The organism is Klebsiella sp. CN_Kp100, assembly GCF_040065315.1.
In the GTDB taxonomy this organism is placed as follows: Bacteria; Pseudomonadota; Gammaproteobacteria; order Enterobacterales; family Enterobacteriaceae; genus Klebsiella; species Klebsiella oxytoca.
Map to the genome: position 1 here is coordinate 17,437 of NZ_JBEAIJ010000057.1, position 16,887 is coordinate 34,323.

At 52.5% G+C, this 16,887-nt stretch carries 13 protein-coding genes; 3 read left to right on the forward strand and 10 right to left on the reverse strand.

All coding sequences use genetic code 11. The annotated features are described in order from the left end of the window. The first annotated feature begins 279 nt into the window (after positions 1-279). The 3 genes from ABLV12_RS24535 to ABLV12_RS24545 all read left to right on the forward strand — a co-directional run bounded on the left by ABLV12_RS24535 (position 280) and on the right by ABLV12_RS24545 (position 2,611). Positions 280-1,812: a diguanylate cyclase gene (locus ABLV12_RS24535; protein ID WP_348867416.1), complete on the forward strand. Its 1,533-nt coding sequence runs from the start codon at positions 280-282 to the stop codon at positions 1,810-1,812. 172 nt (positions 1,813-1,984) lie between these two features. Beyond that, on the forward strand, positions 1,985-2,290 hold the full coding sequence (locus tag ABLV12_RS24540) for a PTS sugar transporter subunit IIB (RefSeq protein WP_004109717.1): 306 nt from the start codon (positions 1,985-1,987) through the stop codon (positions 2,288-2,290). Between the two features lie 3 nt (positions 2,291-2,293). Continuing rightward, complete coding sequence (locus ABLV12_RS24545) at positions 2,294-2,611, forward strand: PTS lactose/cellobiose transporter subunit IIA (protein ID WP_004097651.1); 318 nt, start codon at positions 2,294-2,296, stop codon at positions 2,609-2,611. Between the two features lie 43 nt (positions 2,612-2,654). Here ABLV12_RS24545 and dcuB read toward each other — a convergent pair whose 3' ends face one another. From dcuB to ABLV12_RS24595, 10 genes are all read right to left on the reverse strand, one after another. Continuing rightward, on the reverse strand, positions 2,655-3,995 hold the full coding sequence (gene dcuB / locus ABLV12_RS24550) for an anaerobic C4-dicarboxylate transporter DcuB (protein ID WP_004117097.1): 1,341 nt from the start codon (positions 3,993-3,995) through the stop codon (positions 2,655-2,657). 410 nt (positions 3,996-4,405) lie between these two features. After that, on the reverse strand, positions 4,406-8,629 hold the full coding sequence (gene rpoC / locus ABLV12_RS24555) for a DNA-directed RNA polymerase subunit beta' (RefSeq protein ID WP_004109722.1): 4,224 nt from the start codon (positions 8,627-8,629) through the stop codon (positions 4,406-4,408). Positions 8,630-8,705: 76 nt separating this feature from the next. Then, positions 8,706-12,734: a DNA-directed RNA polymerase subunit beta gene (rpoB, locus tag ABLV12_RS24560; RefSeq protein ID WP_004109725.1), complete on the reverse strand. Its 4,029-nt coding sequence runs from the start codon at positions 12,732-12,734 to the stop codon at positions 8,706-8,708. Between the two features lie 325 nt (positions 12,735-13,059). After that, complete coding sequence (gene rplL, locus ABLV12_RS24565; RefSeq protein ID WP_004109728.1) at positions 13,060-13,428, reverse strand: 50S ribosomal protein L7/L12; 369 nt, start codon at positions 13,426-13,428, stop codon at positions 13,060-13,062. A gap of 66 nt (positions 13,429-13,494) precedes the next feature. Beyond that, positions 13,495-13,992: a 50S ribosomal protein L10 gene (gene rplJ / locus ABLV12_RS24570; RefSeq protein WP_004109731.1), complete on the reverse strand. Its 498-nt coding sequence runs from the start codon at positions 13,990-13,992 to the stop codon at positions 13,495-13,497. Between the two features lie 357 nt (positions 13,993-14,349). Next, entirely contained in the window at positions 14,350-15,054 is a 705-nt protein-coding gene (gene rplA / locus ABLV12_RS24575; protein ID WP_004097642.1) for a 50S ribosomal protein L1, read from the reverse strand. 3 nt (positions 15,055-15,057) lie between these two features. After that, the gene (rplK, locus tag ABLV12_RS24580) at positions 15,058-15,486 is read right to left on the reverse strand and encodes a 50S ribosomal protein L11 (protein WP_004097640.1); all 429 of its coding nucleotides are present in this window, start codon (positions 15,484-15,486) and stop codon (positions 15,058-15,060) included. Between the two features lie 155 nt (positions 15,487-15,641). Next, positions 15,642-16,187 carry a transcription termination/antitermination protein NusG gene (gene nusG / locus ABLV12_RS24585; protein WP_002438628.1) on the reverse strand — a complete coding sequence of 182 codons (546 nt, stop codon included), beginning with the start codon at positions 16,185-16,187 and terminating at the stop codon, positions 15,642-15,644. Position 16,188: 1 nt separating this feature from the next. Further along, positions 16,189-16,572, reverse strand: coding sequence for a preprotein translocase subunit SecE (gene secE, locus ABLV12_RS24590; protein WP_064399098.1), 384 nt, complete (start codon positions 16,570-16,572; stop codon positions 16,189-16,191). Between the two features lie 232 nt (positions 16,573-16,804). After that, positions 16,805-16,887 (reverse strand): hypothetical protein (locus ABLV12_RS24595; RefSeq protein ID WP_000340867.1); only part of this gene is annotated, 83 nt, incomplete at its 5' end.

Consider the following 16,887-nt stretch of genomic DNA (forward strand, 5'->3'; position numbering starts at 1 on the left):
AATCAGAGAAACGGAAGATGGTGACCGTGTTTCCGTTTCTCTATCCTGTCCTTGTCAGCAGTGGATGCTGTCCAGGGCGAAAGCTAACTCTTCCTCATTTTCGCCCTGCTCCATCCTCTTCGCTGCAAAGGCAATTCCATCAATATGGAATATTAATCAGTCCATCTCACAACGTCAGCGTTATAATTACCGGAGATTTATCTGATTCAATCGGCAGGCATGCTGGCTAAACCTGCATCTTTCTCCACGGTTTAACGCTTCTGGAACGATTTACGACTCATGGCTCGCCATAATAGAAAGCTCTCTTTCACCTCGCCGATTGTGATCGGGTTCGCGGGTATTTTATTCAGCTTCTTGCTGATAGCGGTGTTCGCCACGACGACGCAGCGAAATGATTTTCTTGAAGATTATCATCATATTAACCGCAATTTCACCCACAATATGGCGACCAACTACACGGAGACGCTGCTGCAGGGCAATGACTTTATCCTCACCCGTGCCGCCACTTTCTTTGCCCGCAATGATGCGCTCAATGAGGCGGTTAACGTCAATCCTGAAAAAGGTTTGATGCAGCTTATGCAGCTGCAAAATATGATGCAAACCGTTTCGTCCATCTCGCTGGCGGATACCAATGGGCACTACCTGCGCGCGCCCGAAGTTCTGGAGACGGAAGACAGTCAGTCTTTTGATGCCAAATCGAGACCGTGGTTTATTAAACAAGCGGAAGCCAGTACCTTCAGCCGGTATACCAGCCCGTACAACGACTACTTCACGCATCATCCGACGATTACCGTCTACAAACCCATAATTTCTCCAGAGGGACGGCTAAAGGGCAGTCTCGCATTTCATCTCGATCTCACCTCAATGGGCTACGCGTTACGGCAGATGGTTGCTCCGGTCCAGGGGGAATTTTTTGTGGTGCAACGCGATGGTAAAGTCGTTCTCCATCCGGATCCTGGCGCCTTATTTAAACCCTACGTCAGTGAAGCGTTGATGGACAGAATGACCAGCGGCGAAGGCCAGCTCTACGGTACCGATACGAACGCCTGGTACTACTACTACTCGTTTACCAACCCCGACTGGTTTGTCATTTATCGGGTCGATAACTCGACGCTGGTCAACTTGACTCGCCATGAAACGGATATCGTCGCCTGGAGCTTTGCCCTGGCCGCGATCGTTATCGTGCTGTTTGGCCTGTATCTGCGCCATGCTTCACGTACGGTGTTGATGAACATCATCAATGCCATTAAAACCGGGGATGTTCAGCGCGCCCCGCGGCTGGAAGCGATGCTCAGCAAAGCCATCGAGAGCAATAAGCAGCGCGAGTTAACCTACGTTCGCCAGGCGACCATCGATGCGCTAACCGGCTGCAAGAACCGACGCGCCTTCGACAATGATATCGCCGCGCTGATGAACGATCATCAGCCTTTCTCTCTCGCGCTGGTGGATATTGATAACTTTAAAACGATAAATGACACCTGGGGTCATCTCAATGGCGATATCGTTCTGCGCAATGTCGCACGGGAAGGACTGCAGATCCTCCAACCTCTGCAAATTTCACTTTACCGCTACGGCGGGGAGGAGTTTGCGGTGATCTTTACCACCGGACATAGCGATGACGCCCTGAAGCTGCTGGAGAGCTGGCGGGCCCGCGTTGCGCAGCGCTCCTGGCGTGAAGAAGGGCTAACGGTCACCTTTAGCGCAGGTCTCGGCGAATGGAATATGGAACCCCTGGAGCAGCTTGTCGTGCGCGTTGATGAAGCGCTGTATAAAGCCAAGCAGCAGGGCAAGAATCGCATCGTCCGCGCGTAACAGAGCCTACCGTTTCCGGCCCGTCGGACGCGGCTTTTAGCGTTTTCTCCTCCATAACCGAAACCGGTTTCATTATTTTGTGATGACTTACACACAATCACCGTAAAGCGGTTGTCCCGCCCGCCTGCCCGCGATAAAGATGGTACATCAAGGAACATAAGGGCCAACAATTATGAAGAATATCGTTTTATGCTGCGCCGCAGGTATGTCTACCAGCATGCTGGTTCAACGTATGCAGGCTGCTGCGCAACAAAAAGGTGTGGAAGTCTCCATCAAAGCCGTACCGGTTGCCGAGTTTAAAGATAACCTTGCCGCTGCCGATATTATCCTGCTCGGCCCCCAGGTGAAGTATGAGCAGGCTAAGCTACAGGCTATGGCCGACCCGTTTGGTAAAAAAGTTGCCGTCATCGATATGATGGATTACGGCATGATGAAAGGCGAAGCCGTGCTTGATAAAGCCCTGAAGCTGATGGAGTAAGAGATGGAAGACTTAGAAACGATCATCATGGAGCTTCTGGTTAACGCCGGTTCAGCGCGTAGCTCTGCCTTAACCGCTCTGCAGCTGGCGCGTAAAGGCGATTTTGCTGCGGCCGAACAGGCGATGGCGGAATCTCACGAATTTGTCAAACATGCGCATAAAATCCAGACCCAGCTGATCGGCATGGATGAAGGCAGCGGCAAGCTTCCGGTTAACCTGATTACCGTTCATTCCCAGGACCACCTGATGAACGCGATGGTCATTCAGGATCTGGCAACCGATATGATTGAGCTCTATCGCCGAATTCCGCTCGCGCAATAACCCCAACTATTTAACAGGCGCCGCTAACGGCGCCTGTCCTCTCTTACAGAAATCCATACATCGCCGCAAATACCCAACCAAAGACGCAAGAGACGCTAACGCCAATGAGCCCTGGCAGAATAAAGCTATGGTTAATCACAAAGCGGCCGATATGCGTTGTACCAGAGCGGTCGAATTGAATCGCCGCCAGATCGCTTGGGTAGGTCGGCAGAATGTAATACCCGTAGCAGGCAGGTGCGGAAGCAACGATGTAAGCCGGATCGACGCCAATCGCCAACGCCACCGGAACGATCGCCGCCAGCGCAGCCGCCTGTGAGTTAACAAACTTCGACACCAGCAGCAGTACGATAGCGTAAGCCCACGGATACTCCTTCACCATCTCCCCGAGCACGCCTTTAATCTCGGTCATATGCGCGCCAAACATCGTCTCCGCCATCCACGCGATACCGTACACCGCGACAATGGCGATCATCCCGGAACGGAACACCTCATTTTTGGAAATCGAAGCGGGATTGGTTTTGGTAATGATGATGATGAGCGCCCCGGAAAGCAGCATAAACATTTGGATCACCAGCACCATCGACAGCGGCTTGTCATCAAATGCCGGACGCAGCTCGGAGAAGGCGCCGAGCAGGGCGACAACGGCTATTGAGGCCAGAAAAATCCACATCGCAATCCAGTTACTGGTCGGCAGCTTCTTATCGAGCAGCGTGGCCGTATCACCATAAACGTAATGGCGGTTTTCCGGCACCGCAATAAAAGCCTGAAAGGCTTCGTCTTTATCGAGGTCTTTACCGCGAAACCAGCTGAAGATACCAATGGCCAGAATCCCCAGCAGCGTTGACGGAATAGTGATCGCCAGCAGATCGAGAAACTCAAGGTGCTTACCGTTAAAGGTGAAATTGCCGAGCATCGCCACCAGCGAGACGACTGCCACCGAAACCGGGCTGGCGATAATCCCCATCTGCGCGCCGATCGAACTCGCGGCCATCGGTCGTTCCGGGCGAATATTATTTTTAATCGCAACATCATAAATAATTGGCAGAATGGTATATACCACGTGCCCGGTTCCGCAAAGAATGGTCAACGTGCAGGTGACGAATGGCGCCACGATTGAAACGTATTTCGGGTTGCGCCGCAGCAGTTTCTCCGCAATCTGCAGCATAACGTCTAAACCGCCGGAAGCCTGCAGCGTCGCTGAGGCGGCCACCACCGCAATGATCACCAGCATGACGTCTACAGGGGGTTTTCCCGGCTTAAGATGAAAGACAAACACTAAAATAACCAGACCAATGCCGCCTAAAAGGCCGAGCGCAATACCGCCCTTTCTCGCGCCATAGAACAAACAAATTAAGATAATGATAAGTTGAATAGCAAATTCCATGCTTCCCCCAGACGCTATCTTTTAAATAGCGACAATACTTTTCCGCTTTGTTTTTTATTTACTCATCTTCCCCGCCCCCTTTCGCCAGATACAGCGATCCCCTCAGTTGCGCAGAACCGAAAAGATGAGGGAAAAGTAATCACATGATTATTTGAGCTTTTTGACTATATAGCGTTTGCGGCGCGTATTTTTTGATACGTGTAGGATTTTTACCCATTGATTGATGATGAAAATCTGAAACAGAAATAAATAATCTTGAAGGGGGAGTTTATTTGCTAATTAATTGCAGCGATTACATTAATTAAATGTAATTAAAAAGTATAACGAATAAATAATAGCAGCAACGGACAGGCAATAAAAAAGCCAGTCAGATGATCTGACTGGCTTTTAAGCGCTTAGCGAATCAACGATTAATCGTTGTCGGAACCGCCCAGACCCGCGTTCAGCAGCTCTGCCAGGTTAGCAGAAGCTTCTTCCACGCTGACCTGCGGCGCTGCTGGCAGCTCGCCGGCTGCGCGGCGGCGCATACGATCCTGGTGGTAGGCATAACCGGTACCGGCCGGGATCAGACGACCCACGATAACGTTCTCTTTCAGGCCACGCAGTTCGTCGCGTTTACCCGCAACGGCTGCTTCGGTCAGGACACGCGTGGTCTCCTGGAACGATGCGGCAGAGATGAACGATTCGGTTGCCAGGGACGCTTTGGTGATACCCAGCAGATCGCGGGAGAACGTTGCACCCACTTTGCCGTTCGCTTCCAGCTCGCGGTTAGCGATCTTGACGCGAGAGTATTCAACCTGTTCGCCTTCCAGGAAGTCGGAGCTACCGGCGCTTTCGATGGTCGCTTTACGCAGCATCTGACGAACGATAACTTCAATGTGCTTATCGTTAATCTTAACGCCCTGCAGACGGTATACGTCCTGGACTTCGTTAACAATATAACGAGTCACAGCATGTACGCCACGCAGACGCAGAATGTCGTGCGGTGCTTCCGGACCGTCGGAAACTACATCACCACGTTCTACGCGTTCACCTTCGAACACGTTGAGCTGACGCCATTTAGGAATCATCTCTTCGTACGGATCGCTACCGTCTACCGGGGTGATAACCAGACGACGTTTCCCTTTGGTTTCTTTACCGAAGGAAATGATGCCGCTGATTTCAGCCAGGATTGCCGGCTCTTTCGGACGACGCGCTTCGAACAGGTCGGCAACGCGCGGCAGACCACCGGTGATGTCCTTGGTACCGCCGGATTCCTGCGGTACACGCGCCAGGGTGTCACCAGAACTGATCTGTACGCCATCTTCCAGCTGAACAATCGCTTTACCCGGCAGGAAGTACTGCGCAGGCATATCGGTGCCAGGGATCAGAACATCATTACCCTGAGCATCAACGATTTTCAGCGCCGGACGCAGGTCTTTACCGCCAGTGGTACGCTCTGCAGAATCCAGAACCACCAGAGAAGACAGGCCGGTCAGCTCGTCGGTCTGACGAGTAATGGTCTGGCCGTCAATCATGTCAGTGAAGCGGACGAAACCGCTCACTTCGGTGATAACCGGCATGGTGTGCGGATCCCAGTTTGCTACGGTTTCACCGCCGGCAACCTGCTCACCATCACCTTTCGCCATAACGGAGCCGTAAGGCACTTTATAGCTCTCTTTGGTACGACCAAATTCGTCGATCAGTTTCAGCTCGGTATTACGGGACGTAATAACCAGCTTACCGCTGGAGTTCACAACCGACTTCGCATTGCTCAGACGGATGCTACCTTTGTTTTTCACCTGGATGCTGGACTCAGCAGCCGCACGAGATGCCGCACCACCGATGTGGAACGTACGCATCGTCAGCTGTGTACCCGGCTCACCGATGGACTGTGCCGCGATAACGCCGATAGCCTCACCTTTGTTGATGATGTGGCCACGCGCCAGGTCACGACCGTAGCAGTGCGCACATACACCAAAGTCGGTGTCACAGGATACAACGGAACGCACTTTGACGGAGTCAACGGAGTTCTCTTCCAGCAGATCGCACCAGTGCTCATGAAGCAGCGTGTTGCGTGGAACCAGAATGTCCGCCGTACCCGGCTTCAGAACGTCTTCAGCGGTCACACGACCCAGTACGCGATCGCGCAGCGGCTCTTTAACATCGCCACCCTCGATAACCGGGGTCATGGTGATGCCTTCCAGGGTGCCACAGTCGTCTTCAGTAACGACCAGGTCCTGTGCAACGTCAACCAGACGACGGGTCAGGTAACCGGAGTTCGCTGTTTTCAGTGCGGTATCCGCCAGACCTTTACGCGCACCGTGCGTGGAGATGAAGTACTGGAGTACGTTCAGACCTTCACGGAAGTTCGCGGTGATTGGCGTTTCGATGATCGAGCCATCCGGCTTCGCCATCAGACCACGCATACCGGCAAGCTGACGAATCTGTGCAGCAGAACCACGCGCACCGGAGTCGGCCATCATGTAGATGCTGTTGAAGGAAACCTGCTGCTCTTCTTCGCCGTTACGGTTAATAACGGTTTCGGTTTGCAGGTTGTCCATCATCGCTTTGGATACACGATCGTTGGCCGCAGCCCAGATATCGATAACTTTGTTATAGCGTTCGCCAGCGGTCACCAGACCCGACTGGAACTGCTCCTGAATCTCAGCAACTTCCGCTTCCGCTTCGCTGATGATTTCGTATTTTTTCTCCGGGATGACCATGTCATCGATACCAACGGATGCACCTGAACGCGCTGCATAAGCAAAGCCGGTGTACATCGTCTGGTCCGCAAAAATAACGGTCGGTTTCAGGCCCAGAATACGGTAGCAGGTGTTCAGCATCTTAGAGATAGCCTTCTTACCCAGCGCCTGGTTGACGATGGAGAAAGGCAGACCTTTCGGTACGATCATCCACAGAATGGCGCGACCAACGGTCGTATCTTTCAGGCTGGTTTTCGCAACGAATTCGCCGTTTTCATCTTTTTCGTATTCGGTGATACGCACTTTAACGCGCGCATGCAGAGAGGCCAGGCCAGCGCGATAAATACGCTCAGCTTCTTTCGGGCCAGTCAGCACCATGCCTTCGCCTTTGGCGTTAACACAGTCACGGGTCATGTAGTACAGACCCAGTACAACGTCCTGAGACGGAACGATGATAGGCTCACCGTTCGCTGGAGACAGGATGTTGTTAGTAGACATCATCAGCGCACGCGCTTCGAGCTGGGCTTCCAGCGTCAGCGGTACGTGAACAGCCATCTGGTCACCATCGAAGTCGGCGTTGTATGCCGCACAAACCAGCGGGTGCAGCTGGATAGCTTTACCTTCGATCAGCACTGGTTCAAATGCCTGGATACCCAGACGGTGCAGGGTTGGTGCACGGTTCAGCAGTACCGGGTGTTCGCGGATGACTTCGTCCAGGATATCCCAAACGACAGCTTCTTCGCGCTCAACCATTTTCTTAGCGGCTTTGATGGTGGTGGCCAGGCCACGCAGCTCCAGCTTGCCGTAAATAAACGGTTTGAACAGCTCCAGCGCCATTTTCTTCGGCAGACCGCACTGATGCAGACGCAGGTATGGACCTACGGTGATTACAGAACGACCGGAGTAGTCAACACGCTTACCGAGCAGGTTCTGACGGAAACGACCCTGCTTACCTTTGATCATATCGGCCAAAGATTTCAGAGGACGTTTGTTCGAACCGGTGATCGCACGACCGCGACGACCGTTATCCAGCAGGGCGTCAACCGCTTCCTGCAGCATACGTTTTTCGTTGCGTACGATGATGTCCGGCGCAGCCAGATCCAGCAGACGTTTCAGACGGTTGTTACGGTTAATGACGCGACGATACAGATCGTTCAGGTCAGAAGTCGCAAAACGACCACCATCCAGCGGAACCAGCGGACGCAGATCTGGCGGCAGTACCGGCAGAACGGTCAGGATCATCCACTCCGGCTTGTTGCCAGACTGTACGAACGCTTCCAGCAGTTTGATACGCTTGGTCAGCTTCTTACGCTTGGTTTCGGAGTTGGTTTCGTTCAGCTCTTCGCGCAGAGTTTCACACTCTTGCTCCAGATCCATGCTCTTCAGCAGGGCCTGGATAGCTTCCGCACCCATCTTCGCGTCAAATTCGTCACCGAACTCTTCCAGCGCGTCCAGATACTGTTCTTCAGTCAGGATCTGCTGGCGTTCCAGGTTGGTCATACCGCCTTCGATAACCACATAGGATTCGAAGTACAGCACGCGTTCGATATCGCGCAACGGCATATCGAGAAGCAGGCCGATACGGGACGGCAGAGACTTCAGGAACCAGATATGAGCGGTCGGAGACGCCAGCTCGATGTGGCCCATACGCTCACGGCGCACTTTAGTCTGGGTCACTTCAACGCCGCACTTCTCACAGATCACACCGCGGTGTTTCAGGCGCTTGTACTTACCGCACAGGCACTCGTAGTCTTTTACTGGCCCGAAAATACGCGCGCAGAAAAGGCCGTCACGCTCAGGTTTGAACGTACGGTAGTTAATGGTTTCCGGCTTTTTAACTTCACCAAAAGACCATGAACGGATCATGTCTGGCGATGCCAGAGCAATTTTGATCGCATCAAACTCTTCGGTTTTAGTTTGCGCTTTCAGAAACTTTAATAAGTCTTTCACGGATTTGCTCCCGTCGGAGTTAGCACAATCTGGCGCCGGGTCTTACCCCGGCACCAGTGACCTGTTTGAGCGAGAGTTACTCGTCTTCCAGTTCGATGTTGATGCCCAGCGAGCGAATCTCTTTCAACAGTACGTTGAAGGATTCCGGCATGCCCGGTTCCATCTGATGGTTGCCATCCACGATGTTCTTATACATCTTAGTACGGCCGTTCACGTCATCAGACTTAACGGTGAGCATTTCCTGCAGGGTGTATGCTGCGCCATATGCTTCCAGCGCCCACACTTCCATCTCCCCGAAGCGCTGACCACCGAACTGTGCCTTACCACCCAGCGGCTGCTGAGTAACCAGGCTGTAAGAACCGGTAGAACGCGCATGCATCTTGTCATCAACCAGGTGGTTCAGTTTCAGCATGTACATGTAGCCAACGGTAACCTGGCGCTCGAATTGCTCACCGGTACGACCGTCGAACAGGGTGATCTGGCCGGAAGTCGGCAGGCCACCAAGCTGTAACAGCTCCTTGATTTCAGACTCTTTCGCACCGTCGAAGACCGGCGTTGCGATCGGCATACCTTTTTTCAGGTTTTCAGCGAGACGCATAACTTCTTCGTCAGTGAAGGTATTCAGATCAACCTTCTGACGAACGTCGGTACCCAGATCGTAGGCACGCTGGATGAACTCGCGCAGTTTGGCGACTTCCTGCTGCTGTTTCAGCATGGCGTTGATTTTCTCGCCAATACCTTTCGCAGCCATACCCAGGTGAGTTTCCAGGATCTGACCGATGTTCATACGAGACGGTACGCCCAGCGGGTTCAGTACGATGTCGACCGGCGTGCCGTTTTCATCGTAAGGCATATCTTCGATCGGGTTGATCTTAGAGATAACACCCTTGTTACCGTGACGACCTGCCATTTTGTCACCAGGCTGAATCTGACGTTTAACGGCCAGATACACTTTAACGATCTTCAGCACGCCCGGTGCCAGATCGTCGCCCTGAGTGATTTTACGGCGTTTCGCTTCGAGTTTTTTCTCGAACTCGTGTTTCAGTTCGTCGTACTGCTCAGCCAGCTGCTCCAGCTGGTTTTGTTTCTCTTCGTCGGTCAGGCCGAGTTCCAGCCAGCGATCGCGCGGCAGCTTGTCGAGCTTCTCAGCTTCGATACCGCCGGAGACCAGCACCGCATAGATACGACCAAACAGGCCAGCTTCGAGGATCTGCAGTTCTTCAGACAGGTCTTTCTTCGCCTGTTTGAGTTGCATCTCTTCGATTTCCAGCGCGCGTTTGTCTTTTTCTACGCCGTCGCGGGTGAAGACCTGAACGTCGATAATGGTACCGGAGACACCGTTTGGCACGCGCAGAGAAGAGTCTTTAACGTCAGACGCTTTCTCACCGAAGATCGCACGCAGCAGTTTCTCTTCTGGCGTCAGCTGGGTTTCACCTTTCGGGGTTACTTTACCAACCAGAATATCGCCACCGGTCACTTCCGCACCGATATAAACGATACCGGACTCATCCAGTTTAGAGAGTGCAGCTTCACCCACGTTCGGGATATCAGCGGTGATCTCTTCCGGCCCCAGCTTGGTGTCGCGGGACACGCACGCCAGTTCCTGAATGTGGATGGTGGTAAAACGGTCTTCCTGAACAACACGCTCGGATACGAGGATGGAGTCTTCGAAGTTGTAACCGTTCCACGGCATGAACGCGACGCGCATGTTCTGACCGAGCGCCAGTTCACCGAGGTCGGTGGACGGACCGTCAGCCAGCACGTCACCGCGCTCAATCGGCTCGCCCAGAGAGACACACGGCATCTGGTTGATGCAGGTGTTCTGGTTAGAACGGGTGTACTTGGTCAGGTTATAGATGTCGATACCTGCTTCGCCCGGGTACATCTCGTCTTCGTTAACTTTGATAACGATACGGGACGCATCCACGTACTGAACCAGGCCGCCACGTTTAGCCACCGCAGTTACACCGGAGTCAACGGCAACAGCACGTTCCATACCGGTACCAACCAGCGGCTTATCAGCGCGCAGGGTCGGAACGGCCTGACGTTGCATGTTCGCACCCATCAATGCACGGTTGGCGTCATCGTGTTCCAGGAACGGGATCAGGGACGCACCGACGGAAACCACCTGCTGGGTGGATACGTCCATGTAGTCAACCTGGTCGCGGCTGAACAAGCTGGATTCGCCTTTACTACGGCAGGTAACCAGATCTTCTACAAAGTGGCCTTCGTCATCCAGGTTGGAGTTCGCCTGAGCAATAACGTAGTTACCTTCTTCGATAGCAGACAGGTAATGAATTTCGTCGGTCACAACGCCGTCGGTGACTTTACGATACGGAGTCTCAAGGAAGCCGTATTCGTTCGTCTGTGCGTACACGGACAGGGAGTTGATCAGACCGATGTTCGGACCTTCAGGCGTTTCGATTGGACATACGCGACCGTAGTGAGTCGGGTGTACGTCTCGAACTTCAAAGCCTGCGCGTTCGCGGGTCAGGCCGCCCGGGCCGAGTGCAGAGATACGACGTTTGTGCGTAATCTCAGACAGCGGGTTGTTCTGGTCCATAAACTGAGACAGCTGGCTGGAGCCAAAGAACTCTTTCACCGCTGCAGAAATCGGCTTGGCGTTGATCATATCCTGAGGCATCAGGGTATCCAGATCGCCCAGAGACAGACGCTCTTTCACCGCACGCTCTACGCGAACCAGGCCAACGCGGAACTGGTTTTCCGCCATTTCGCCAACGGAACGGATACGACGGTTGCCAAGGTGGTCGATATCATCGACTTCGCCTTTACCGTTACGGATATCGATGAGCTTCTTCATCACTTCAATGATGTCTTCTTTGCTCAGGATACCGGAACCTTCGATTTCGTCGCGCAGCAGAGAACGGTTGAACTTCATACGACCAACCGCGGACAGATCGTAGCGGTCTTCGGAGAAGAACAGGTTCTCGAACAGGCTTTCAGCAGCTTCACGAGTCGGCGGCTCACCAGGGCGCATCATGCGGTAGATTTCTACCAGTGCGCTCAGACGATCGTTGGTCGGGTCAACGCGTACAGTCTCAGAGATGTACGGACCGTGATCCAGATCGTTGGTGAACAGCGTTTCGATACGCTTATGGCCAGACTGGCTCAGCTTGGCAAGCAGATCCAGGCTCAGCTCCATGTTCGCCGGGCAGATCAGCTCGCCAGTAGATTCGTCAACATAGTCTTTAGAGGCAACTTTGCCAGCGATGTACTCAACCGGAACTTCGATATGTTTGATATCGTCTTTTTCCAGCTGGCGAATGTGACGCGCAGTGATGCGGCGTCCTTTCTCAACGTACACTTTACCGTTCGCTTCGATATCGAAGGAGGCGGTTTCGCCGCGCAGACGCTCCGGTACCAGTTCCATCTGCAGCTTGTTGTCGCGAATTTCAAAGACCACTTTTTCGAAGAACAGGTCAAGGATCTGCTCAGTGGTGTAATTCAGCGCGCGCAGAATGATGGTAGCCGGCAGCTTACGACGACGGTCGATACGGACAAACAGGTTGTCTTTCGGGTCGAATTCGAAGTCCAGCCAGGAGCCACGGTAAGGGATGATACGTGCGTTATACAGAACCTTACCGGAAGAGTGAGTCTTACCTTTGTCACTGTCAAAGAAGACGCCCGGGCTACGGTGCAGCTGAGAAACGATAACGCGCTCGGTACCGTTGATAACAAAGGTACCGTTGTCGGTCATGAGCGGAATTTCGCCCATGTAGACTTCTTGTTCTTTAATGTCTTTAACGGTGCCTTCCGGCGCTTCGCGCTCGTAGATCACCAGACGCAGTTTAACGCGCAGCGGTGCCGAGTAGGTCACGCCACGGATCTGACACTCTTTAACGTCAAAAACCGGTTCGCCCAGACGGTAGCTGACATACTGCAGCTCAGAATTACCGCTGTAGCTCTTAATCGGGAATACGGAACGGAAAGCTGCTTCCAGACCATACTGCCCTTCAGGATCTTGCTCGATGAACTTCTGAAACGAGTCAAGCTGGATAGAAAGGAGATAAGGTATGTCCAGAACCTGCGGACGTTTACCAAAATCCTTACGAATACGTTTTTTCTCGGTATAGGAGTAAACCATAGGGTTCCTCAGCTCGCTGACAAGTCGACCCATCTGCCCACATAAGGCAGTTTTTTATGCAACACTATTTTGTTGACCGGAAAATGGAACACTTTCCGCAATACCTGTTTCTATCACGCTTAAACCATTTCATTGCGATTTACACAGCTCAGGGACCCTAACCTGTCGCAGTATATTAAGTCGTCTATAGAAACAAGCATTGTCAGGACAACCAGTAGTCAAACAGTGTGAAATGCTACTGGCGCCTTACAGCGCAAAAAGGCTGGTGACCAAAAAGTCACCAGCCATCAGCCTGATTTCTCAGGCTGCAACCGGAAAGGTTGGCTTATTTAACTTCAACTTCAGCGCCAGCTTCTTCCAGAGATTTTTTCAGTGCTTCAGCGTCATCTTTGCTCACGCCTTCTTTCAGAGCAGCCGGAGCAGATTCTACCAGGTCTTTAGCTTCTTTCAGACCCAGGCCAGTTGCGCCACGTACTGCTTTGATAACGGCAACTTTGTTCGCGCCGATACCTTTCAGAATTACGTCGAATTCAGTTTTTTCTTCAGCAGCGTCAGCAGCCGGGCCAGCAGCAACAGCTACAGCAGCAGCAGCGGAAACACCGAATTTTTCTTCCATTGCAGAGATCAGCTCAACAACGTCCATTACGGACATAGCGGATACTGCTTCAATGATTTGATCTTTAGTGATAGACATTTAAATTGTTCCTGAATATCAGAATAAGTTTATACGTAAGCAGATGCTTTATGAAGATAACTGCGATTAAGCAGCTTCTTTCGCATCGCGTACAGCAGCCAGAGTGCGAACCAGTTTGCCAGCCGAAGCTTCTTTCATGGTTGCCATCAGGCGTGCAATTGCTTCTTCGTAGGTCGGCAGAGTTGCCAGGCGGTCGATTTGCGACGCCGGGATCAGCTCACCTTCAAAGGCTGCGGCTTTGACCTCAAATTTTGCATTCGCTTTCGCGAAATCTTTGAACAGACGAGCAGCTGCGCCCGGGTGTTCCATAGAGTATGCAATCAGGGTCGGACCAACAAACGTGTCTTTCAGGCACTCGAAAGGAGTACCTTCAACGACGCGGCGCAGCAGGGTGTTACGAACAACACGCATGTATACGCCAGCTTCACGACCTGCTTTACGCAGTTCAGTCATTTTGTCTACAGTAACGCCACGGGAATCCGCAACTACTGCAGACAGCGCGCCTTTGGCTACTTCGCTGACTTCAGCAACAATCGCTTGTTTGTCTTGAAGATTTAAAGCCATTAGCTTTGCTCCTGGATGTTTGCCAGAGCTCATGCTCCGGAACTCACTTCACTCAACTCAAAGAGAAGAGCGTCTTAATACGGTGAGCAGAAACAAGCCAGAGTATCCAAAAATAATCTTAGCGTTCTGTCACCGTCTACGCAGGGGATTAAGTTTCTTGCGAAACACCTGCGGTCTTCGACGGAGGCCTGGATAGGCCAGACTCCAACGAACAAATCTTGTCTAGCCGTCGCTATTCACTCAGTGGCGGCGTTGACTGCCTTGCCACAGCCTGAATATCTCGGCTATACGTCTGCTATAAGCAGAATACGTGGGGGTAAGATTGTAGACAAATTCACCGCCCACGTAAAGCTAATCTTAGTTCGCAGAAGCGCTCAGACCAGCCTGATCAACGGCAACGCCAGCACCCATGGTGGTGGAGATGCTGATTTTCTTGATGTACACGCCTTTAGCCTGAGTCGGTTTCGCTTTTTTCAGCGCAACCAGCAGAGCTTCCAGGTTTTCTTTCAGTTTATCAGCGTCAAAATCCACTTTACCGATGGTGGTGTGGATGATGCCGTTTTTGTCGTTACGGTAACGTACCTGACCTGCTTTAGCGTTCTTAACCGCTTCAGCAACGTTCGGAGTTACAGTACCAACTTTCGGGTTTGGCATCAGGCCGCGCGGACCCAGAACCTGGCCCAGCTGGCCAACAACGCGCATTGCATCCGGAGAAGCAATAACCACGTCAAAGTTCATTTCGCCTTTTTTGATCTGGTCAGCCAGATCTTCCATACCTACCAGCTCTGCGCCAGCAGCTTTAGCTGCTTCAGCGTTCGGGCCCTGGGCAAATACAGCTACGCGAACTGAACGGCCAGTACCGTGCGGCAGTACGGTCGCGCCACGGACGTTCTGGTCAGATTTACGAGCGTCAATGCCGAGGTTAACGGCAACATCAACGCTTTCAACGAACTTAGCAGTCGCCAGTTCTTTCAGCAGAGAGATGGCTTCGTTGATGTCGTACTGTTTGGTCGCATCAACTTTGTCACGAATCACGGACATGCGCTTGGTCAGTTTAGCCATTTCTTAGTCCTCCACTACCAGGCCCATGGAACGTGCAGTACCTTCAATGGAGCGAGTCATCGCTTCAATGTCGGAACCAGTCATGTCGGCAGCTTTGGTCTGCGCGATTTCCTGCAGCTGAGCGCGGGAAATTTTACCTACTTTGTCTTTGTTCGGTTTACCGGAACCAGACTTGATACCAGCCGCTTTTTTCAGCAGAACTGCTGCCGGCGGAGTTTTGGTAACGAAGGTGAAAGAACGGTCAGCGTAAACGGTGATAACAACCGGGATTGGCAGACCTTTTTCCAGGGATTCAGTTTTTGCGTTGAACGCTTTGCAGAATTCCATGATGTTCACACCCTGCTGACCCAGTGCTGGACCAACCGGCGGACTCGGGTTTGCCATACCAGCTGCAACCTGCAGCTTGACGTAGGCTTGTACTTTCTTAGCCATTTAAATTTCCTCGTTTGGGTGTAGCGCCTTAAAAAAGGCTCCCCGTGATAAATATCGCTTTACGGGCATCAGGCCCATAAAAACAAAAGGCGCGAAATTGTATGCCAATTTCGCGCCTCATGCAACGATTAAAGCGTTGCTTTTTTGATCGGCGGTTAAGCCTTTTCTACCTGGGCAAAGTCCAGCTCGACCGGCGTCGCACGACCGAAGATAGAAACGGACACTTTCAGACGAGACTTTTCGTAGTCCACTTCTTCAACCACGCCGTTAAAGTCGGCAAATGGGCCGTCGCTAACGCGTACCATTTCACCCGGCTCAAACAGCGTTTTCGGCCGCGGCTTATCGCCAACCTGCTGCAGACGGTTCATGATCGCATCGACTTCTTTGTCACTGATAGGCGCCGGACGGTCAGAAGTACCGCCGATAAAGCCCATCACACGCGGTACGCTGCGCACCAGGTGCCAGCTCGCGTCGTTCATCACCATCTGGACCAGCACGTAGCCCGGGAAGAATTTACGTTCGCTTTTACGACGCTGGCCGCCGCGGATTTCGACCACTTCTTCGGTCGGCACCATGACTTCGCCAAACAGCTCTTCCATATTGTGTAATTTGATATGTTCACGCAACGAGGTAGCTACGCGACCTTCAAAACCAGAAAACGCCTGAACGACGTACCAGCGTTTTTTAGGAGCTTCAGACATCTCAGAACCTCAGGCCAGTGATAAAGGATACCAGGCGAACCAGAATACCATCCAGTCCCCACAGGATCAGTGACATTACGGCGGTCACCGCGGCAACAATCAACGTGGTATGCAGCGTTTCCTGGCGAGTCGGCCAGATCACCTTACGGACTTCGGTTCTCGCTTCACGAGCGAAAGCGATTGTCGCCTTACCTTTTGTCGTTAACAGCGCGACACCGCCTGCTGCAGCGATCAGAATCACTACGGCCAGCGCACGCACTGCCAGCATAATGTCACGATAAAGGAAGTTGCCGACGATGGCCACAACCAGCAGCACGACAACGATTGTCCACTTCATCGCTTCGAGGCCGCGCCCGCTCCCTTGAGCTTCGGTATTCGCACTCATAAACCAACCTGTCACAAGAATTCAGACAAATAACTTCACCCCGCATGAAATGCGAGGCGACCAAACCGAAATGCTCTGCTGCGTTTCGGACTTAACGCCCTCTTCAGAGCCTGTCTCAGCAATGATTATGACCCAAAAAATCACTGATGAGCCAGGTTCTGGTGTGAAAGCGTGCAAAAAGGGCATCAAATGATGCCCTTTTATTGCGCATTGCGTCAAATGTTATCAGCAATTAGCCGAGAACTTTAGCAACCACGCCTGCGCCAACGGTACGGCCGCCTTCACGGATTGCGAAACGCAGACCGTCGTCCATCG

What these genes read in the sequence shown, in the direction of transcription:
- ABLV12_RS24535 (WP_348867416.1), top strand. Translation starts at nt 280, where the DNA reads ATGGCTCGCCATAATAGAAAGCTCTCTTTCACCTCGCCGATTGTGATC.
- ABLV12_RS24540 (WP_004109717.1), top strand. Translation starts at nt 1,985, where the DNA reads ATGAAGAATATCGTTTTATGCTGCGCCGCAGGTATGTCTACCAGCATG.
- ABLV12_RS24545 (WP_004097651.1), top strand. Translation starts at nt 2,294, where the DNA reads ATGGAAGACTTAGAAACGATCATCATGGAGCTTCTGGTTAACGCCGGT.
- dcuB (WP_004117097.1), bottom strand. Translation starts at nt 3,995, where the DNA reads ATGGAATTTGCTATTCAACTTATCATTATCTTAATTTGTTTGTTCTAT.
- rpoB (WP_004109725.1), bottom strand. Translation starts at nt 12,734, where the DNA reads ATGGTTTACTCCTATACCGAGAAAAAACGTATTCGTAAGGATTTTGGT.
- rplL (WP_004109728.1), bottom strand. Translation starts at nt 13,428, where the DNA reads ATGTCTATCACTAAAGATCAAATCATTGAAGCAGTATCCGCTATGTCC.
- rplJ (WP_004109731.1), bottom strand. Translation starts at nt 13,992, where the DNA reads ATGGCTTTAAATCTTCAAGACAAACAAGCGATTGTTGCTGAAGTCAGC.
- rplA (WP_004097642.1), bottom strand. Translation starts at nt 15,054, where the DNA reads ATGGCTAAACTGACCAAGCGCATGTCCGTGATTCGTGACAAAGTTGAT.
- rplK (WP_004097640.1), bottom strand. Translation starts at nt 15,486, where the DNA reads ATGGCTAAGAAAGTACAAGCCTACGTCAAGCTGCAGGTTGCAGCTGGT.
- nusG (WP_002438628.1), bottom strand. Translation starts at nt 16,187, where the DNA reads ATGTCTGAAGCTCCTAAAAAACGCTGGTACGTCGTTCAGGCGTTTTCT.
- secE (WP_064399098.1), bottom strand. Translation starts at nt 16,572, where the DNA reads ATGAGTGCGAATACCGAAGCTCAAGGGAGCGGGCGCGGCCTCGAAGCG.